The 15,639-nt window shown below is 63.5% G+C and carries 12 protein-coding genes; 6 read left to right on the top strand and 6 right to left on the bottom strand.

Features of this window, described 5'->3' with window-relative positions:
• The first annotated feature begins 166 nt into the window (after positions 1–166).
• From JQ629_RS33540 to JQ629_RS33530, 3 genes are all read left to right on the top strand, one after another.
• On the top strand, positions 167–1,396 hold the full coding sequence (locus JQ629_RS33540; protein ID WP_212038496.1) for an ABC transporter substrate-binding protein: 1,230 nt from the start codon (positions 167–169) through the stop codon (positions 1,394–1,396).
• 220 nt (positions 1,397–1,616) lie between these two features.
• Positions 1,617–2,900: a glycerate kinase type-2 family protein gene (locus tag JQ629_RS33535; RefSeq protein ID WP_212416246.1), complete on the top strand. Its 1,284-nt coding sequence runs from the start codon at positions 1,617–1,619 to the stop codon at positions 2,898–2,900.
• A gap of 185 nt (positions 2,901–3,085) precedes the next feature.
• Positions 3,086–5,227 (top strand): sensor domain-containing protein, encoded by a 2,142-nt coding sequence (locus JQ629_RS33530; protein ID WP_212416245.1) that lies wholly within the window; start codon positions 3,086–3,088, stop codon positions 5,225–5,227.
• Positions 5,228–5,329: 102 nt separating this feature from the next.
• On the opposite strand, the gene JQ629_RS33525 is transcribed toward JQ629_RS33530, so the two are convergent.
• Complete coding sequence (locus JQ629_RS33525) at positions 5,330–5,848, bottom strand: MarR family winged helix-turn-helix transcriptional regulator (protein WP_212416244.1); 519 nt, start codon at positions 5,846–5,848, stop codon at positions 5,330–5,332.
• Positions 5,849–6,024: 176 nt separating this feature from the next.
• On the opposite strand from JQ629_RS33525, the gene JQ629_RS33520 reads away from it, so the two are divergent.
• The 3 genes from JQ629_RS33520 to JQ629_RS33510 are packed head-to-tail and all read left to right on the top strand — an operon-like array spanning position 6,025 to position 9,568.
• Positions 6,025–7,065, top strand: a complete 1,041-nt coding sequence (locus tag JQ629_RS33520; protein WP_212416243.1) for a branched-chain amino acid ABC transporter permease — start codon at positions 6,025–6,027, stop codon at positions 7,063–7,065.
• 5 nt (positions 7,066–7,070) lie between these two features.
• Positions 7,071–8,840, top strand: a complete 1,770-nt coding sequence (locus JQ629_RS33515) for a branched-chain amino acid ABC transporter ATP-binding protein/permease (RefSeq protein ID WP_212416242.1) — start codon at positions 7,071–7,073, stop codon at positions 8,838–8,840.
• Positions 8,837–9,568, top strand: coding sequence for an ABC transporter ATP-binding protein (locus tag JQ629_RS33510; protein WP_212390126.1), 732 nt, complete (start codon positions 8,837–8,839; stop codon positions 9,566–9,568). Before JQ629_RS33515 ends, JQ629_RS33510 begins: the two co-directional genes overlap by 4 nt.
• A 161-nt stretch (positions 9,569–9,729) precedes the next feature.
• Here JQ629_RS33510 and JQ629_RS33505 read toward each other — a convergent pair whose 3' ends face one another.
• From JQ629_RS33505 to JQ629_RS33485, 5 genes are all read right to left on the bottom strand, one after another.
• Entirely contained in the window at positions 9,730–10,881 is a 1,152-nt protein-coding gene (locus tag JQ629_RS33505) for an ABC transporter substrate-binding protein (protein ID WP_212416241.1), read from the bottom strand.
• 127 nt (positions 10,882–11,008) lie between these two features.
• A complete protein-coding gene (locus JQ629_RS33500; RefSeq protein WP_212416240.1) occupies positions 11,009–11,428 on the bottom strand; it encodes an acyl-CoA thioesterase in 420 nt (139 codons plus the stop codon).
• Between the two features lie 164 nt (positions 11,429–11,592).
• Positions 11,593–12,354: an SDR family NAD(P)-dependent oxidoreductase gene (locus JQ629_RS33495; RefSeq protein ID WP_212206156.1), complete on the bottom strand. Its 762-nt coding sequence runs from the start codon at positions 12,352–12,354 to the stop codon at positions 11,593–11,595.
• Positions 12,355–12,400: 46 nt separating this feature from the next.
• A complete protein-coding gene (locus JQ629_RS33490; protein ID WP_212416239.1) occupies positions 12,401–14,293 on the bottom strand; it encodes a feruloyl-CoA synthase in 1,893 nt (630 codons plus the stop codon).
• 1 nt (position 14,294) lies between these two features.
• On the bottom strand, positions 14,295–15,095 hold the full coding sequence (locus tag JQ629_RS33485) for a crotonase/enoyl-CoA hydratase family protein (protein WP_212416238.1): 801 nt from the start codon (positions 15,093–15,095) through the stop codon (positions 14,295–14,297).
• Positions 15,096–15,639 lie beyond the last annotated feature (544 nt).

Here is a 15,639-nt window from a genome sequence, read left to right as displayed (position 1 = left end):
AGCGCCTGACTACTAAAGGAGCAGCCCCTGCGGCATCGCCGCAGGGGCTTTTTCTTGATGCTTTCCGCTAAATCGTATTCAATCCCTCCACGTCATGCGCGAACTGCAATCAACAACAGAGCGTGACGCTTGCACAAAAAGACAATCTCAAAAAGGGAGACTCGGAATGCCTATTGCTACCAGCAGACTCGCCATTGCCTCGGCCGCGCTCATTGCGTTCGCAGCCACGAGCAACGGTGCGCTCGCTCAAAAAAAATACGACAGCGGTGCCACCGATACTGAAATCAAGATCGGCAACATCATGCCCTATAGCGGCCCTGCATCCGCCTATGGCGTGATCGGCAAGACCGAAGAGGCCTACTTCAAGAAGATCAACGCCGAAGGCGGCATCAACGGCCGCAAGATCACCTTCATCAGCTATGACGATACCTACTCACCGCCGAAGACCGTCGAGCAGGCACGCAAGCTGGTCGAAAGCGACGAAGTGCTGCTGGTGTTCAATCCGCTCGGCACTCCCCCGAACTCGGCGATCCAGAAATATCTGAACTCCAAGAAGGTGCCGCAGCTGTTCGTCGCCACCGGCGCCACCAAGTGGAACGATCCGAAGAACTTCCCCTGGACCATGGGATGGCAGCCCAACTATCAGAGCGAAACGCAGATCTACGCGAAGTACATCCTGAAGGAGAAGCCGAACGCCAAGATCGCCGTGCTGTATCAGAACGACGACTACGGCAAGGACTATCTGAAGGGCTTCAAGGACGGGCTCGGCGCCAAGGCCGCATCGATGATCGTCATCGAGGAGAGCTATGAAGTCTCCGAACCGACCATCGATTCCCATATCGTCAAGATGAAGTCGACCGGCGCCGACGTGTTCATCAACATCACCACGCCGAAATTCGCGGCGCAGGCGATCAAGAAGAACGCCGAAATCGGCTGGAAGCCGCTGCACTTCCTCAACAACGTCTCGGCCTCGATCGGCAGCGTCATCAAGCCGGCCGGCATGGAAAACGCCCAGGACATCATCTCGTCGCAATACCTGAAGGATCCGACGGATGCGCAGTGGAAGGACGATCCCGGCATGAAGGCCTGGAACGCGTTCCTGGACAAGTATTATCCGGAAGCCAACCGCGCCGATGCGTCGGTGATCTTCGGCTACACCGTGGCCCAGGGTCTCGTGCATGTGTTGAAGGCTTGCGGCGACGATCTCACGCGCGAGAACGTCATGAAGCAAGCGGCCAACATCAAGAACCTCGAACTCGAAGGCTTGCTGCCGGGTATCAAGGTCAACACCTCGCCCACCGACTTTGCGCCGATTTCGCAGGTGCAACTGATCAAGTTCAAGGGCGAGACCTGGGAACGCTTCGGCGAAATCCTCTCCGGTGACGTCGGCGGCTAGAGCCGCTCCGATTAAGTCGGAACGGCTCTAGATTCTTGGTTTGACGCGTTTTCTTGACGCGAACCGGTGGCCACTTCGCTGGAAAACCCTCTAGTTATTCCGAATTCCGATCGGCCCATTTGTGGCCTCAAGCGCCCCCGCGGACCCGCCCGCGGGGGTTTTCTTTTGCGGCGATTGGATGGATAACCGTCTTCCATCCGCGATCTCTGGCGTGAAACCGATGACCGACCGACGTCCCCTCCTGCGTGCGATCTTCGATGCGGCCGTCGCAGCCGCGCATCCCGATGTGGTGCTGTCAGCGCATTTGCCTCCCACACCCAGGGGCCGCGTGATTTGCCTCGCCGCCGGCAAGGGCGCCGCTGCCATGGCCGCGTCCGCCGAGCGATACTATCTCGATACGCTCGCGCTCGACCCGGAGCGCCTCACCGGCATTGCCACCACGCGGCACGGCCACGGCGTGCCGACGCGGCGGATCAGGGTGGTCGAAGCCGGCCATCCCGTGCCCGACGAAGCCGGGCTGAAAGCGGCCGACGACACGCTGCGTCTCGCGGCAGAGGCAACCGCCGACGACCTGTTGCTGGTGCTGCTGTCGGGCGGTGGCTCGGCGAACTGGATCGCCCCGGTCGAGGGCGTTTCATTCGCGCAGAAGCAGCAGGTGAACCGCGCGCTGCTGCGTTCGGGCGCGCCGATCGGCGAGATGAATATCGTCCGCAAGCATTTGTCGCGCATCAAGGGCGGCCGGCTGGCCCGCGCAGGCCACCGCGCCGCCGAAATCGTCACGCTGGCGATCTCCGACGTGCCGCACGACGATCCGTCCGCGATCGCGTCCGGGCCGACGGTGCCGGATCCGACCACGCTGGCGGACGCCCGCGCGCTGGTCGCGAAGTACAATCTCGCGGTCGACGATGCGGTTCGGCGTGCGCTGGACGACCCGAAAAACGAGAGCTGCAAGCCCGGCGATCCCGCGTTCGGGCGCGCGCGGTTCGAACTGATCGCGCGGCCAAAGGCCTCGCTCGATGCGGCGATCAGGATCGCACAGGATGCGGGCTACGCCATCATCGGTCTCGGCGCCGACCTCGAAGGCGAGGCGCGCGAGGTCGCGGCCGCTCACGTCCAACTGGCGCTGAAAGCGCGCAGCGAGGGCAAGCGCACCGCGATCCTTTCGGGCGGCGAACTCACCGTGACCGTGCGCGGCAACGGCCGCGGCGGCCCCAACCAGGAATATGCGCTGGCGCTGGCGGACCTCTTGAAAGAGATACCGGACATTTGCGCGCTGGCCGGCGATACCGACGGCGCCGATGGCGGCGCCGGCAGCGCGAGCGATCCCGCCGGGGCCGTGATCGACCAGACCACGTTTGCGAAGATGAAATCGCTTGGCCTCGATCCCAGGGCCTATCTGGACAATAACGACGCCACCGCCTTCTTTGTGGCAACGGGCGATCTGCTGCTGACCGGTCCGACGCTCACCAATGTCAACGACGTCAGGGTGATCCTGGTCGATTGAATTTGGGCCGTGGTCCTTCGATTTGATATCCGCCCAGGCCGACGGCATTAACGTTTTGTTGAGGACGTTCGCGGGAATGCACGGACAATTGCCGCCTCTCAAAGCTGCAATTCACCAGCCTCGTCCTTAATAGGACCCTCCTTATTGCCGGGGTGCCGCAAATCGCGGCAGAGGGAACACGGGAAATGGTGCATTCTTTTGCGGGACCTATCCGTCCCGAGCCCGCTCACTTGAGTGCGCGGCTCGAGGAGGCGATCAATCATCTGTCGCTTGGAATTGTCGTCTTCGATGAGAAGCGGCAGGTCGTCTTCTGCAATAGACGTTACGCGGAGATGTACGGGCTTTCGCCGGAACAGGTGAAGCCGGGCACGCCGACCAGCGAACTGATCCGGCACCGGCTGAAGCTCGGCCTGAAGGTGGCCGTGGCGCCGGATGATTACGTTCGCGCCCGCGTCGGACAGAACATCGCGCTCGACACCACGTTTCAGGAGTTCACCGACGGGCGGATCATCGCCTACACGGTCTACCCGATGCCCGGCGGCGGCGGGATGTCGACCCACGAGGACATCACCGAGCGCGAAGAACTCCATGCCCGCCTGAAGACCCAGTACGAGCTGGGAAGGGAGCAGGAAGAGGCGCTGCGGATACGCAACTTCCAGTTCGACACCGCGATCAACAACATGTCGCAAGGGTTATGCTTCTTCGATTCAGACCACCGCCTGATCGTGTGCAACGACCGTTTTGTCGAGATGTACGACATCCCGTTCGGCCGCGTCGGCCCCGGCACGCCGCTGACTGACATCGTCGACCTTCGCTTTGAAGCCGGCAGCTTCCCCGCGATGACCCGGGATGAATATCTCCATTGGCGCACCAATGTGGCGGTTTCCAACGTCGCCAAAGACAGTATCGTCGAACTGCAGAACGGACGCACCTTCAAGATCCGCCATCGGCCGATGCCCGGCGGCGGCTGGGTCGCCACGCACGAGGACATCACCGAGCAGCGGCAATCCGAGGTCAAGATCGAATACATGGCCCACCATGATTCGCTCACCGAGCTCGCCAACCGGGTGCTGCTCAACGAACGGCTCGAACACGCCCTGGGCCGCGAGGAAACGGTCGCGGTTCATCACCTCGATCTTGATCAGTTCAAGGCCGTGAACGACACGTTTGGCCATCACGCCGGCGACAAGCTTCTGAAGATCGTCGCCGAGCGCCTGTGCGGGCTGGTTCGCGACACCGACACCATTGCGCGAATGGGTGGCGATGAGTTCGTCATCGTGCAGGCCCCGATCGCGGACCCGGCCGACGCAACGTCGCTGGCGCAGCGCGTCATCGGCCTTTTGAGCGAACCCTACGACCTTGATGGTCACCAGGCCGTGATCGGCGCCAGCATCGGCATCTCGGTCGGACCCGGCGACGGCAACAGCCCCGACAAGCTGTTGCGGAGTGCAGACCTCGCGCTGTACCGCGCCAAGGGCGACGGACGCGGCACGTTTCGCTTCTTTGAGCCGGTGATGGATCTGCAGATGCAGACGCGCCGCGTCATGGAGCAGGATTTGCGCAAGGCGCTGCCGGCGGGCGAGTTCGAACTGCACTATCAGCCCGTCGTCAATCTGGTGAGCAACGAGATCAGCGGATTTGAGGCCCTGATCCGCTGGAATCATCCGACCAAGGGCATGATTTCTCCGGCCGCGTTCATTCCGCTGGCCGAAGAGATCGGCTTCATCGTCCCGATGGGCGAATGGGTGATCCGCCAGGCCTGCACCACCGCGGCGCAATGGCCCGGCAACCTCCACATCGCCGTCAACATTTCGGCGGTGCAGTTTCGCAACCCCGGCCTGATGCAGGTGATAACAGGCGCGCTTGCCGCATCAAGACTGGACCCGGCCCGGCTGGAGATCGAAATCACCGAGACCGTGCTGCTGCACAACAAGGAAGCGACACTCGCGGTGCTGCATCAGTTGCGGGAACTCGGCATCCGGATCGCGATGGACGATTTCGGCACCGGCTATTCCTCGCTGACCTATTTGCAGAGTTTTCCGTTCGACAAGATCAAGATCGACCGCTCCTTCGTCAAGGACATCACCGAGAATTCGGGCTCGCTCAACATCGTGCGGGCGGTCGCAGCACTCGCCAATGGCATGGGCATGACGGCCACCGCCGAAGGCGTCGAGACCAAGGAACAGCTCGACAGCATCGCGTCCGAAGGATGCACGGAGATGCAGGGCTTCCTGTTCAGCAAGCCGCTTCCCGCCCGTGAGATCGAGCGGCTGTTCCTGAACGGGAATGGGGCGAAGGCAATCGCTGGACGTATCGTCGCGGCTTGATCGCAACCACCTCTGTCATTCCGGGGCGATGCGAAGCATCGAACCCGGAATCTCGAGATTCCGGGTCTGGTCCTTCGGACCATCCCGGAATGACCGCGTTTCTCAAAACTCGGCGGCGATCTTCGACAGCATATCGAGCAGCGCGACGCGATTGGCCGGCCCCAGCACTTCGTTGAGGCGGGCTTCATGCTTGGTGGCGACGAGCTTCTTGGCGCGCGTCAGCACGGCGCGGCCCTTGTCGGTCAGCATCAGGATGTGGGAACGGCGGTCGTTGGTCGAACGCATCCGCGTGCAGAGATCGCGGCTTTCCAGCGCGTCGAGCATCGCGACGAAATTCGGCCGGAGGATGCCGAGCGTATTGGCGATCTCGGTCTGGTTGCGGCCGGGATTCTTGTCGAGCAGCAGCAGCACCGAAAACTGCGCCGGCGTCAGCTGCAGCGGCGCGACGCAGCGCAGGAAGTCTTCGAACACCCTCAGCTGCGCGCGCTTCAGCGAATAGCCGAGAAGGTCGGACAATTCGCCCATTTGCAGAGCGACGTTTTCCGCAGCGCCGTCGACAGGATCCTTGCCGCCTGCGCGGGAAGGCTTGACGGCGTCAGTGGCCGCCTTGGAAACTGTCATCGCAGGGGGCTCGCAATCCCGATAAAAAGGTCCGCCAGTGGTCCGGGCCTTGAGGTTATGTTTGATAATTGTTATAGACTATATCAAATGTCGGCTTCTTTCAACTGCCGATATCGGACCGCCGGCTAGCCCTTAAGGGTCGAGACCGGCGCGACGCGTGAGGGGGAGCGCCAGTCTTGAATACGACGATCATGCTGTTCCTGCTGCAGGACGGCATCACCAATGGCGCGATCTATGCGTTGCTCGGGCTTGCGCTGGTGCTGGTGTTTGCCGTCACGCGCGTGATCCTGATCCCGCAGGGCGAATTCGTTACCTTCGGCGCGCTGAGCTACGCCATGCTGGCGACCGGTCAGGTGCCGGGCACGGCGCGGCTGGCAGTCGCGATGGGCGTCGTCGCCTTCGGCCTCGATCTGTATGCGGCGCGGCGCTCGCTCCGTCTCAAGCTGGTGGCGCGCTCCGCGCTGCTCAACATCGTGCTGCCGGTGGCGATCCTGGCGCTGACCTACGCCCTGGCCGGCCCCAAAACCCCGATTGCAATCAATATCGCGTTGTCGCTGCTGATCGTCGCTGTTATCGGGCTGTATCTTTATCGCATCGCCTTTCAGCCGCTCGCGCACACCTCGGTGCTGGTGCTGCTGATCGCCTCGGTCGGCTGCCACCTCGCGCTGCAGGGCCTTGGCCTCGTGTTCTTCGGCGCCGAAGGCCTGCGCGGACCTGCGCTGTCGAATGCGGCGTTCACGGTGGGACCGCTGCGCTTCACCGGCCAGAGCATCGCCGTCTACGGCCTGACCATCGCCTTCATCATCGCGCTATGGCTGTTCTTCGGCTTCACGCTGATGGGCAAGGCGCTGCGCGCCACCGCCGTCAATCGCCTCGGCGCCCGCCTCGTCGGCATCCGGACCACGTTGTCGGGACAGATCGCCTTCCTGCTCGCCTCCGTGATCGGCGCGATTTCGGGAATCCTGATCGTGCCGATCACGACGCTCTATTACGACACCGGCTTTCTGATCGGCCTGAAGGGCTTCATCGCCGCCATCATCGGCGGGCTGGTGAGTTACCCGCTGACGGCGGTCGCGGCCCTGGTGGTCGGCAGCGTCGAGGCCTTCTCCTCGTTCTACGCCAGTAACTTCAAGGAGGTCATCGTCTTCACGCTGATCCTTCCCGTGCTGGTGCTGCGTTCGCTCGCAGCCCCCGCGGTCGAGGAAGAGAAGGACTGACGGCGATGACGCAACGGCTTCCCCTCATCATCTTCGCGATCGTCATGGCGGTGATCCCGTTCATCCCGGGCATACCGCCGTTCTGGATCGTGCTGCTGGACAATATCGGCCTTGCCGCGCTGGTCGCGATGGGCCTCGTGCTGCTGACCGGCGTCGGCGGCCTCACCTCGTTCGGCCAGGCCGCGTTTTGCGGCTTCGGCGCCTACACCACCGCGGTGCTGACCACCGCCTATGGCGTGTCGCCGTGGCTGACGCTGCCGCTCTCGCTCCTCGTCAGCGGCATCGCGGCGGTCCTGCTCGGCATCGTCACGGTGCGGCTGTCCGGCCATTATCTGCCGCTCGGCACCATCGCCTGGGGCATCGGGCTGTTTTATCTGTTCAGCAAGCTCGAATTCCTCGGCCGCAATGACGGCATTTCCGGCATTCCGCCGCTGAGCATCGGCGGCTTCCGGATGCTCGATCCCGGCACGATCTATTTCGCCATCTGGATCGCCGTGCTGCTCTCGGCCTTGCTGACTATGAACCTGCTGGATTCCCGCACCGGCCGCGCCATCCGCGCGCTGCGGCGGGGGCATATCGCCGGCGAAGCGTTCGGCGTGCAGACGCCGCGCGCCAAGCTGCTGGTGTTCATCTATGCGGCGGTGCTGGCCGGACTTTCCGGATGGCTCTATGCGCATTTCCAGCGCGCCGCCAACCCGACGCCGTTCGGCGCGCAGGCCGGCATCGAATATCTGTTCATCGCCGTCGTCGGCGGAGCCGGCTACGTCTGGGGCGCGGTGCTCGGCGCCGGCATCGTGGTGATCCTCAAGGAGATCCTGCAGAGCTATCTGCCGTATATTTTCGGCGGCCAGAGCCAGCTTGAGACCATCGTGTTCGGCATCCTGCTGGTGGTCCTGCTGCAGCTGGCACCCACCGGCGTGTGGCCATGGCTGATGTCGAGGCTGCCGTTCAAGCCGGCGCGCAAGATCCCGGACACCTCGCTCGAGCTGCCCGCGCGGGTGCGGGCGCCGTCGACACGTCAGGTGCTGCTGCATATCGACAAGGCGCGCAAGCAATTCGGCGGCGTCATCGCCGTCAACGACGTCAGCTTCGACGTCGGGGCGCGGGAGATCGTTGCCCTGATCGGCCCCAACGGCGCCGGCAAGAGCACGACCTTCAACCTGATCACGGGGGTTTTGACGTCGACCAGCGGCGCGATCTCGGTGCTCGGCACCAAGGTCGACAACGCGCCGCCGCAGGAAGTCGTCAAGCTTGGCGTCAGCAGAACCTTCCAGCACGTCAAGCTGGTGCCCGACATGACCGTGCTCGAGAACGTCGCGATCGGCGCGCATCTGCGCGGCCATGCCGGCGCGATATCAAGCATGTTCCGGCTCGACCGGGCGGATGAAGCCCGATTGCTGGCGGAAGCCGCGCGCCAGATCGAGCGCGTCGGCCTCGGCGACCAGATCGACCAGCTGGCGGGAAGCCTGTCGCTCGGCCAGCAGCGCATCGTCGAAATCGCGCGCGCGCTGTGCGTCGATCCGCTGCTGCTGCTGCTCGATGAGCCCGCCGCGGGCCTCCGCCACATGGAGAAGCAGCGGCTCGCCGCATTGCTGCGCCAGTTGCGTGACGGCGGCATGTCGGTGCTTCTGGTCGAGCACGACATGGGTTTTGTGATGGATCTGGCCGACCGGATCGTGGTGCTCGACTTCGGCACCAAGATCGCCGAGGGCACGCCGGCAGCGATCAAAACCAACCCCGACGTGATCAAGGCCTATCTCGGAGCCACCACATGAGCGCGCTGTTGAAGGTGAGCGATGCGCATGTCGCCTATGGCAAGGTCGAGGCGGTGCGCTCGGTATCGCTCGAAGTCGCTGATAACGAGATCGTCACCATCATCGGCGCCAACGGCGCCGGCAAGACCACGCTGCTGAACGCGATCATGGGCATCCTGCCGCTCACGGGATCGGCGGCTTTCGCCGGCGCGGACATGGCTTCCCTCGACATCGAGGACCGCGTCGCTGTTGGACTGAGCCTCGTGCCCGAGCACCGCGAATTGTTCGGCACCATGAACGTCGAGGACAATCTGCAGCTCGGCGCGTTCCGGATTCCGAAGGCGATTGCGGCGAGATCGTTCGAGCGGGTCTACACGCTGTTTCCGCGGCTGAAGGAGCGGCGCAAGCAACTGGCCGGCACGCTCTCCGGCGGCGAGCAGCAGATGCTGGCGATGGGCCGCGCGTTGATGGGCGCCCCGAAACTGTTGATGCTGGACGAGCCGAGCCTCGGCCTCGCGCCGATCATCGTCGCCGACATCTTCCGTACCATCGGCGAACTCCGCGCCGCCGGCGTCTCGGTGCTGCTGGTCGAGCAGAACGCGCAGGCAGCATTGAAGATCGCCGACCGCGCCTATGTGATGGAGCTCGGCGAATTCGTCCTGAGCGGCCCGGCCAGCGACATCGCCACCAACGCGCGCGTCGCCGCGAGCTATCTCGGCTTCACGCACGAAGGCGAGAGCGCGATTTAGCTAGCGCTGAACCCAACGACGTCATGCCCGGGCTTGACCCGGGCATCCACGTCTTATCTTTCTTGATGGCGACCAAGACGTGGATGGCCGGGTCATAGGCTAGCGGAAGCGACGCCGTCCTTCAGACGGCTATGCCCGGCCATGACGGATCGAGTTGAGACTCACTTCGCCGGAACGTACTTTCCGTTGTTCACGGTCAGGATGATGCGGGAGCGGTCGTCGAGGCCGTAGCGGTCTTTTTCGGTGAAGTTGTAGACGCCCTGGCTGGCGGCGATGTCGCGTTCGGTCAGCAGGGCCTGACGGATGCCTTCACGGAATTCCGGCGTGCCGGGCTTGCCGGCCTTCAGCGCAGGCGGAATAACGCGCTTGAGGACTTCAAAGGCGTCGTAGGAATGGCCGGCGAACTGGCTGCGGCTGTTGGCGCCGTACTTGGCTTCATAGGCGGTGTTGAGCGCGAGACCCGGCTTCTTGGTCAGCGCTGAGTCCGGCTGGGTTTCCGGCGACATCACCGGACCCGACGCCATGATCACGCCTTCCGCCGCAGGACCTGCGATGCGGATGAAGTCCATGCTGGCGGCGCCGTGGGTCTGATAGATCAGGCCCTTGTAGCCGCGTTCGCGCAGCGTCGTCTGCGGCAACGCCGCGGCGGTGCCGGAGGCGCCGACCAGAACGGCATCGGGATTGGCGGCGACGAGCTTGAGCACCTGGCCTGCCACCGACGTATCCGGACGCGCGAACCGCTCCTCCGTGGCGAGGGCTATTCCCATCGGAATGGCCTGTGCCTTGAAGTCGTTGAACCACAGGTCGCCGTAGGAATCCGAGTAGCCGATATAGCCCACGGTCTTGATGCCGTGCGCCTTCATGTGCTCGTACAACACCTTGCCCATGATCGGGATCGGTTGCGGCATGCCGACCGACCACTTGATGCGGGCTTCGTTGATCGGGAACGGGGCGAGGCCGAAATGCGGAATGCCGGCCTCGTTGGCGACGGTGGCGACCGCGACCGTTGCCGGCGTGGTGGACGAACCCATGATGATGTCGGCCTTCGATTCGGTGACGAAGCGCCGCGTATTGGTGGTGGCGGCGGTCGGATCGCCGCCGTCGTCGAGCACGATCATCTTGAGCGGCACGCCGCCGATTTCCTTCGGCACGAAATCGAGCGAATTGCGTTCGGGAATGCCAAGGGCCGCGGCGGGGCCGGTGGTCGTGACGGTGATGCCGATGACGATTTCATTGGCTTGCGCCAACGCGGGCACGGCCGGCAGCGCCAGCGACGCTGCAATCACGGCAGCGGACAGATAAAACTTCTTCATTCATTCCTCCCTTGGATATTGTTCTAATTTTAGATCAAAAATTGGTCGCCAATTCAGCCCCTTCTTTAGGTCATGCAACACGCCGAGTCAGCTAACAAGTCGGTCATGCAAGTCAGCCATATACGCCTCAGCCCCGCGAGAACCGCTCGATGATCTCCGGCGGCATCGGAGCCGATTTCAGCCGCGCGGGATCGTCCGGATGCTTGCCGACCAGCACGCGGGTCTCGAACGCCTCGATCGCCAGCGCCTCGCCCTTGAACACGTTATGGACCACCTCGAAGCTGGAGCGCTTGAAGCTCTCGATCCGGCTTTCGATTCTGATCCAGTCGCCATGAGTCGAGGGAATATGGAATTTCGCCCGCGTATCGACCATGGGAATGCCGACGAGACCGTATTTGTGGATGATGTCCTGTTTCGAAAAGCCGGCCGCCTCGAACATGATCGAGGTCGAATCGTCAAACATCGCGAAATAGCGCGGGTAGTAGACGATGTTGGCGGGGTCGCAATCGCCCCACTGGATCTGCACGTCGCGGCGGTTAACGAACATTGGATATCCCTAGAGCCTATGACGTTGAATTGAACAGGTATCGGCGTTCAGGGGGTACAGGTCCAGCAATTGACACCGGGGTTAGCTCACCCCGACCCTCTAAGAGCGAGCTTCGCTCGTCTCGACCCCAAGTGCGGGGCGAGGGAGAAGTAAACGGACCATACTTAGCGCGGGGCCATACGGAGCGCGGCATCGAGCCGCACCACTTCGCCGTTCAGGTATGGATTGTCGATCATGTGCAGGGCGAGCGAGGCAAATTCATCGGCCTGCCCGAGCCGGCGCGGGAACGGGATCGAGGCGGCGAGCGAGTCCTGCGCCTCCTGCGGCAAATTGGCCAGCAGCGGCGTGAGGAACAGGCCGGGCGCGATGGTCAGCACGCGAATGCCGAACTGCGCCAGCTCGCGCGCGATCGGCAGCGTCATCGCGACAATGCCGCCCTTGGAAGCCGAGTAGGCTGATTGCCCGATCTGGCCGTCATAGGCCGCGACCGAGGCGGTCGAGATCACGACGCCGCGTTCGCCCGACTCAAGCGGCTCCAGCTTCGACATGCCTGCTGTCGCGAGCCGCAGCATGTTGAACGAGCCGATCAGATTGACCTTGATCACGCGGTCGAAATCGGTGAGTGCCATCGGGCCTTCCTTGCCGATCACGCGCTTGGCGACGCCGATGCCGGCGCAATTGACCAGCACGCGGGCCGGGCCATGCGCCTTGGCGGCCGCGGCGACCGCCGCTTCGGCCGAGGCGGCGTCCGAGACGTCGCAGACCACGGCAACGCCGCCGATTTCGGCGGCGACGGTTTCAGCGAGCTTGGCGTTGAGGTCGCACACCGCGACCTTGGCGCCCTGCGCGGCAAGCCGGCGCGCGGTGGCGGCGCCCAATCCGGATGCGCCACCGGTGACGATGGCGGCCTGGTCCTTCAACTGCATTGTGTTTCTCCCTGGTAGAATCTTCTCGAAGTTGGGTTTCTGGAGTTCATTTCAGCGTGATGACCTGCGCCGGCGGCGCCGGTGAATAGATCTGCTCGATCAGCGCGCTGCGATGCTCGATCACCGCGCGCTGGTTGATGGAGCCCTTGTCGGTGACTTCGCCGCGATCGATCGACAGCGGCGCATCGAACAGCACCGCGCGCGTAATCCGGGTCGACGAGCCCGTGGCATCGGCCAGCAGCTTTTGAAACCGCTCGCGGAACGCCGCGCGGATCAGCGGATCGGATGCCGCCGCCGCGAGATCGTTCGCCGGAAGCTTGGAGTTGATCAGACGGCAGCCGTCGAGATCGAGCATCACCAGCGCCGACAGTTCGTCGCTGTTGATGCCGGCAATCACGACGTCGCGCACCAAAGGCGCGCATGCCGCGACGAAGCGCGCCCTCAAGGGACCGACGCTGACCCAGGTGCCGCTGGCGAGCTTGAAATCCTCGGCGATGCGGCCATCGAAGTCGAAGCCGGCATCGAAATTGTCGGGATCTACCGGCTTGAGCGCGTCGCCGAACTTGTAAAAACCTTCCTCGTCGAATGCCGCGGCGGTCAGTTCGGGCTGACGCCAGTACCCCGGCGTGACGTTCGGACCCTTGGCGCGGACTTCCAGCTTGCCATTGTTGGGCAGCAATTTTGCGTCATTGCCTGATACGGGAAGGCCGACATGACCGGAGCGGCTGGTGTCGGGACGTACCGACATGAAGAACGGCGAAGTTTCCGTGGCGCCGAGGCCGGTCAGCATCGGTATGCGAAAACCGGTCTCCTGCACCGCGAGCTCGTCGAGGCTATTCCAGATGAACGGCGACAGCGCCGCACCGGAGAAGAACATCGCGTGCAGCCGTCCGAAGAATTTTGCGCGCAGCGCCGAATCTTCGCGCAAGTATGGCAGCAGCGATTCATAGCCCTTGGGGACGTTGAAATAGACCGTCGGCGAAATCTCCCGGAGGTTACGCACGGTCTCCTCGATGCCGCCGGGCATCGGCTTGCCCTCGTCGAGATACATCGAGCCGCCGTTGAACAGCGTCAGCCCGATATTGTGGTTGCCGCCGAACGTGTGATTCCACGGCAGCCAGTCGATGATCACGGGCGGCTCGTCCATCAGGAACGCCAGCGTTTCGCGCAGCATCACCTGGTTGGCGCAGATCATCCGCTGGGTGTTGATGACGGCCTTGGGATTACCGGTGGAGCCTGACGTCAGCAGGAACTTTGCAATCGTGTCCGGGCCGATGGCCTCGTGGGCCGCGTCGAGGCGCCAATGCTCCGGCGTCGCCAGGAGATCCGACAGCAGCGTCACGTCGCGGCCGGGTACCTCGCCGCGTGTTGCTGCGATCTCTGTTCCCGGCGAAACGTTGGTGGCAAGCGCATCGGCGAATTTCGTGGCGTCGTCGGCGAAGACGAGGCCGGGCGTCAACAGCTTCATCAGGAAGGCCAGCTTGCCGTAATCGCGCGACACCAGTGAATAGGCCGGCGACACCGGGCAAAAGGGAATGCCGGCATAGAGCGCGCCGAACGCCAGCAGCGCATGGTCGACCGAATTGCCTGACAGGATCACGATCGGCTTTTCCGCCGAAAGCCCGCGCGCCAGCAGCGCCGAGGCGATGCGCCGCGTCGAGGTCAACAGTTGCGCGTAGGTGATTTTCCGCCACCCGCCGCTTGCATCCCGTTCCGCCATGAAGACGCGCTCGGGCGCTTCCCGGGCCCAATGATGCAGGCGATCGGTGATGCGCACGGGATAGTCGCGCAGTTTAAGCTTCGGCCTGAGATAGATGGTGCCGTCATCGCGGCGCTCGACCGTGACGTCGGGATTGCCGAACGAGATCGCGCGGAGCGGATGGGCGCTGCCGCTGCGGCCGGCGCTTTCAATCGGGGACATGTTGGGCTTGGCGCTCATGTCAGGTCGGTTTCACTTTGGCGGTCTTGCGATCGAGAAATTCACGGATCCGGCGTTTTGCTTCCTTGTCGCTCTGCGCCACGGTGGCCATCAGCGACTCCATCAAAAGGCCGGCCTGCGGATTGGCTTCCGCGATCATCGGCAATGCCTGCAGCACCGCAAAATTGGTCAGCGGCGCGTTGGCCGCAACGCGTTCGGCCAGTTCCAGCGCCTTGGGCAGCGCGCCGCCGGCCTCGGTGAGATATTGCGAGAAGCCGTAGGCGGCGCCTTCGGTCGCGGAATAGACCCGCCCCGTCAGCATCATGTCGGTCATCCGCGCCACCCCGATCAGCCGCGGCAGCCGCACCGAGCCGCCACCGCCGACGAAGATGCCGCGCTGGCCCTCGGGCAACGCGAAATAGGCCGACGGTTCGGCGACGCGGATATGCGCGGCGCAGGCCAGCTCCAGCCCGCCGCCGATCACCGCGCCCTTGAGCGCGGCGATGACGGGCACGGGGCTGTATTGAATGCGGTCGAACACCCGATGCCACATCTGCGAGTGCCGCAGGCCCTCGGTGGCGTCGTGCTCGGTCAGTTCGGACAGATCGAGGCCGGAGGAGAAGTGATCGCCAATGCCATGGATGACCACGGCGCCGGTCCCTTCGGGCAGATTGGCGAAGCAATCCTGGATCGCGAGGATGATGCCGTCGTTCAGCGCGTTGCGCTTGGCGGGGCGGTTGAGCCCCACGGTCAGCACCGCGCCTGACTTCTCGATGGTGAGCAATCCGGCCTGGTCAGCGGTTGCGGAAGTGGCGTTTCCCATGGATTATTGTTTCCCGTCCAGAATAGTTATATTTTATAACTATTGGCGGGGGAGTCAATCCTCTACCTTCTGTCGCCCCGGCGAAGGCCGGGACGACTAGGATATAGTTTCGCGTTCTCGCGACGCATTGCGCCCGAGGCTTGCTGTTGAACTTCCCGCCCTCCAATGAGGGCGCAGGGAAGACCGGGTGCGCGCTGCACCCGCGGTCCCGTGTGCGGTTTACACAAGAAATGCTGCACACGAGCATACAGGGCAGCGGTGAACACCCGGCCTTCCCTGCGCAATGGCTTTACGGCTTATGCCGTGATCTCCCCGGAGACGAGTTCTGGGTTGACTCCGTCACCACCGGTTCAGCTTGCGCTTAGCCGACGGCTTGACGCCAGCAACGGGCGCCAGGACCACACGGTTTTGCCGTACGCTTATCCACGCCATCGTCTCAGCGTAAACCAGCGTCCACCGCAACCCGTCCAACGTCCGTGACGACGGCCGACGCCCTTCTGAGTAGGACGGGATGGGCGAATATATGCCCCTGATTTGTGTTCTG

The sequence above is a fragment of the Bradyrhizobium sp. AUGA SZCCT0222 genome, assembly GCF_018130205.1.
GTDB lineage: Bacteria > Pseudomonadota > Alphaproteobacteria > Rhizobiales > Xanthobacteraceae > Bradyrhizobium.
This window is presented reverse-complemented; position numbering and strand designations above follow the sequence as displayed.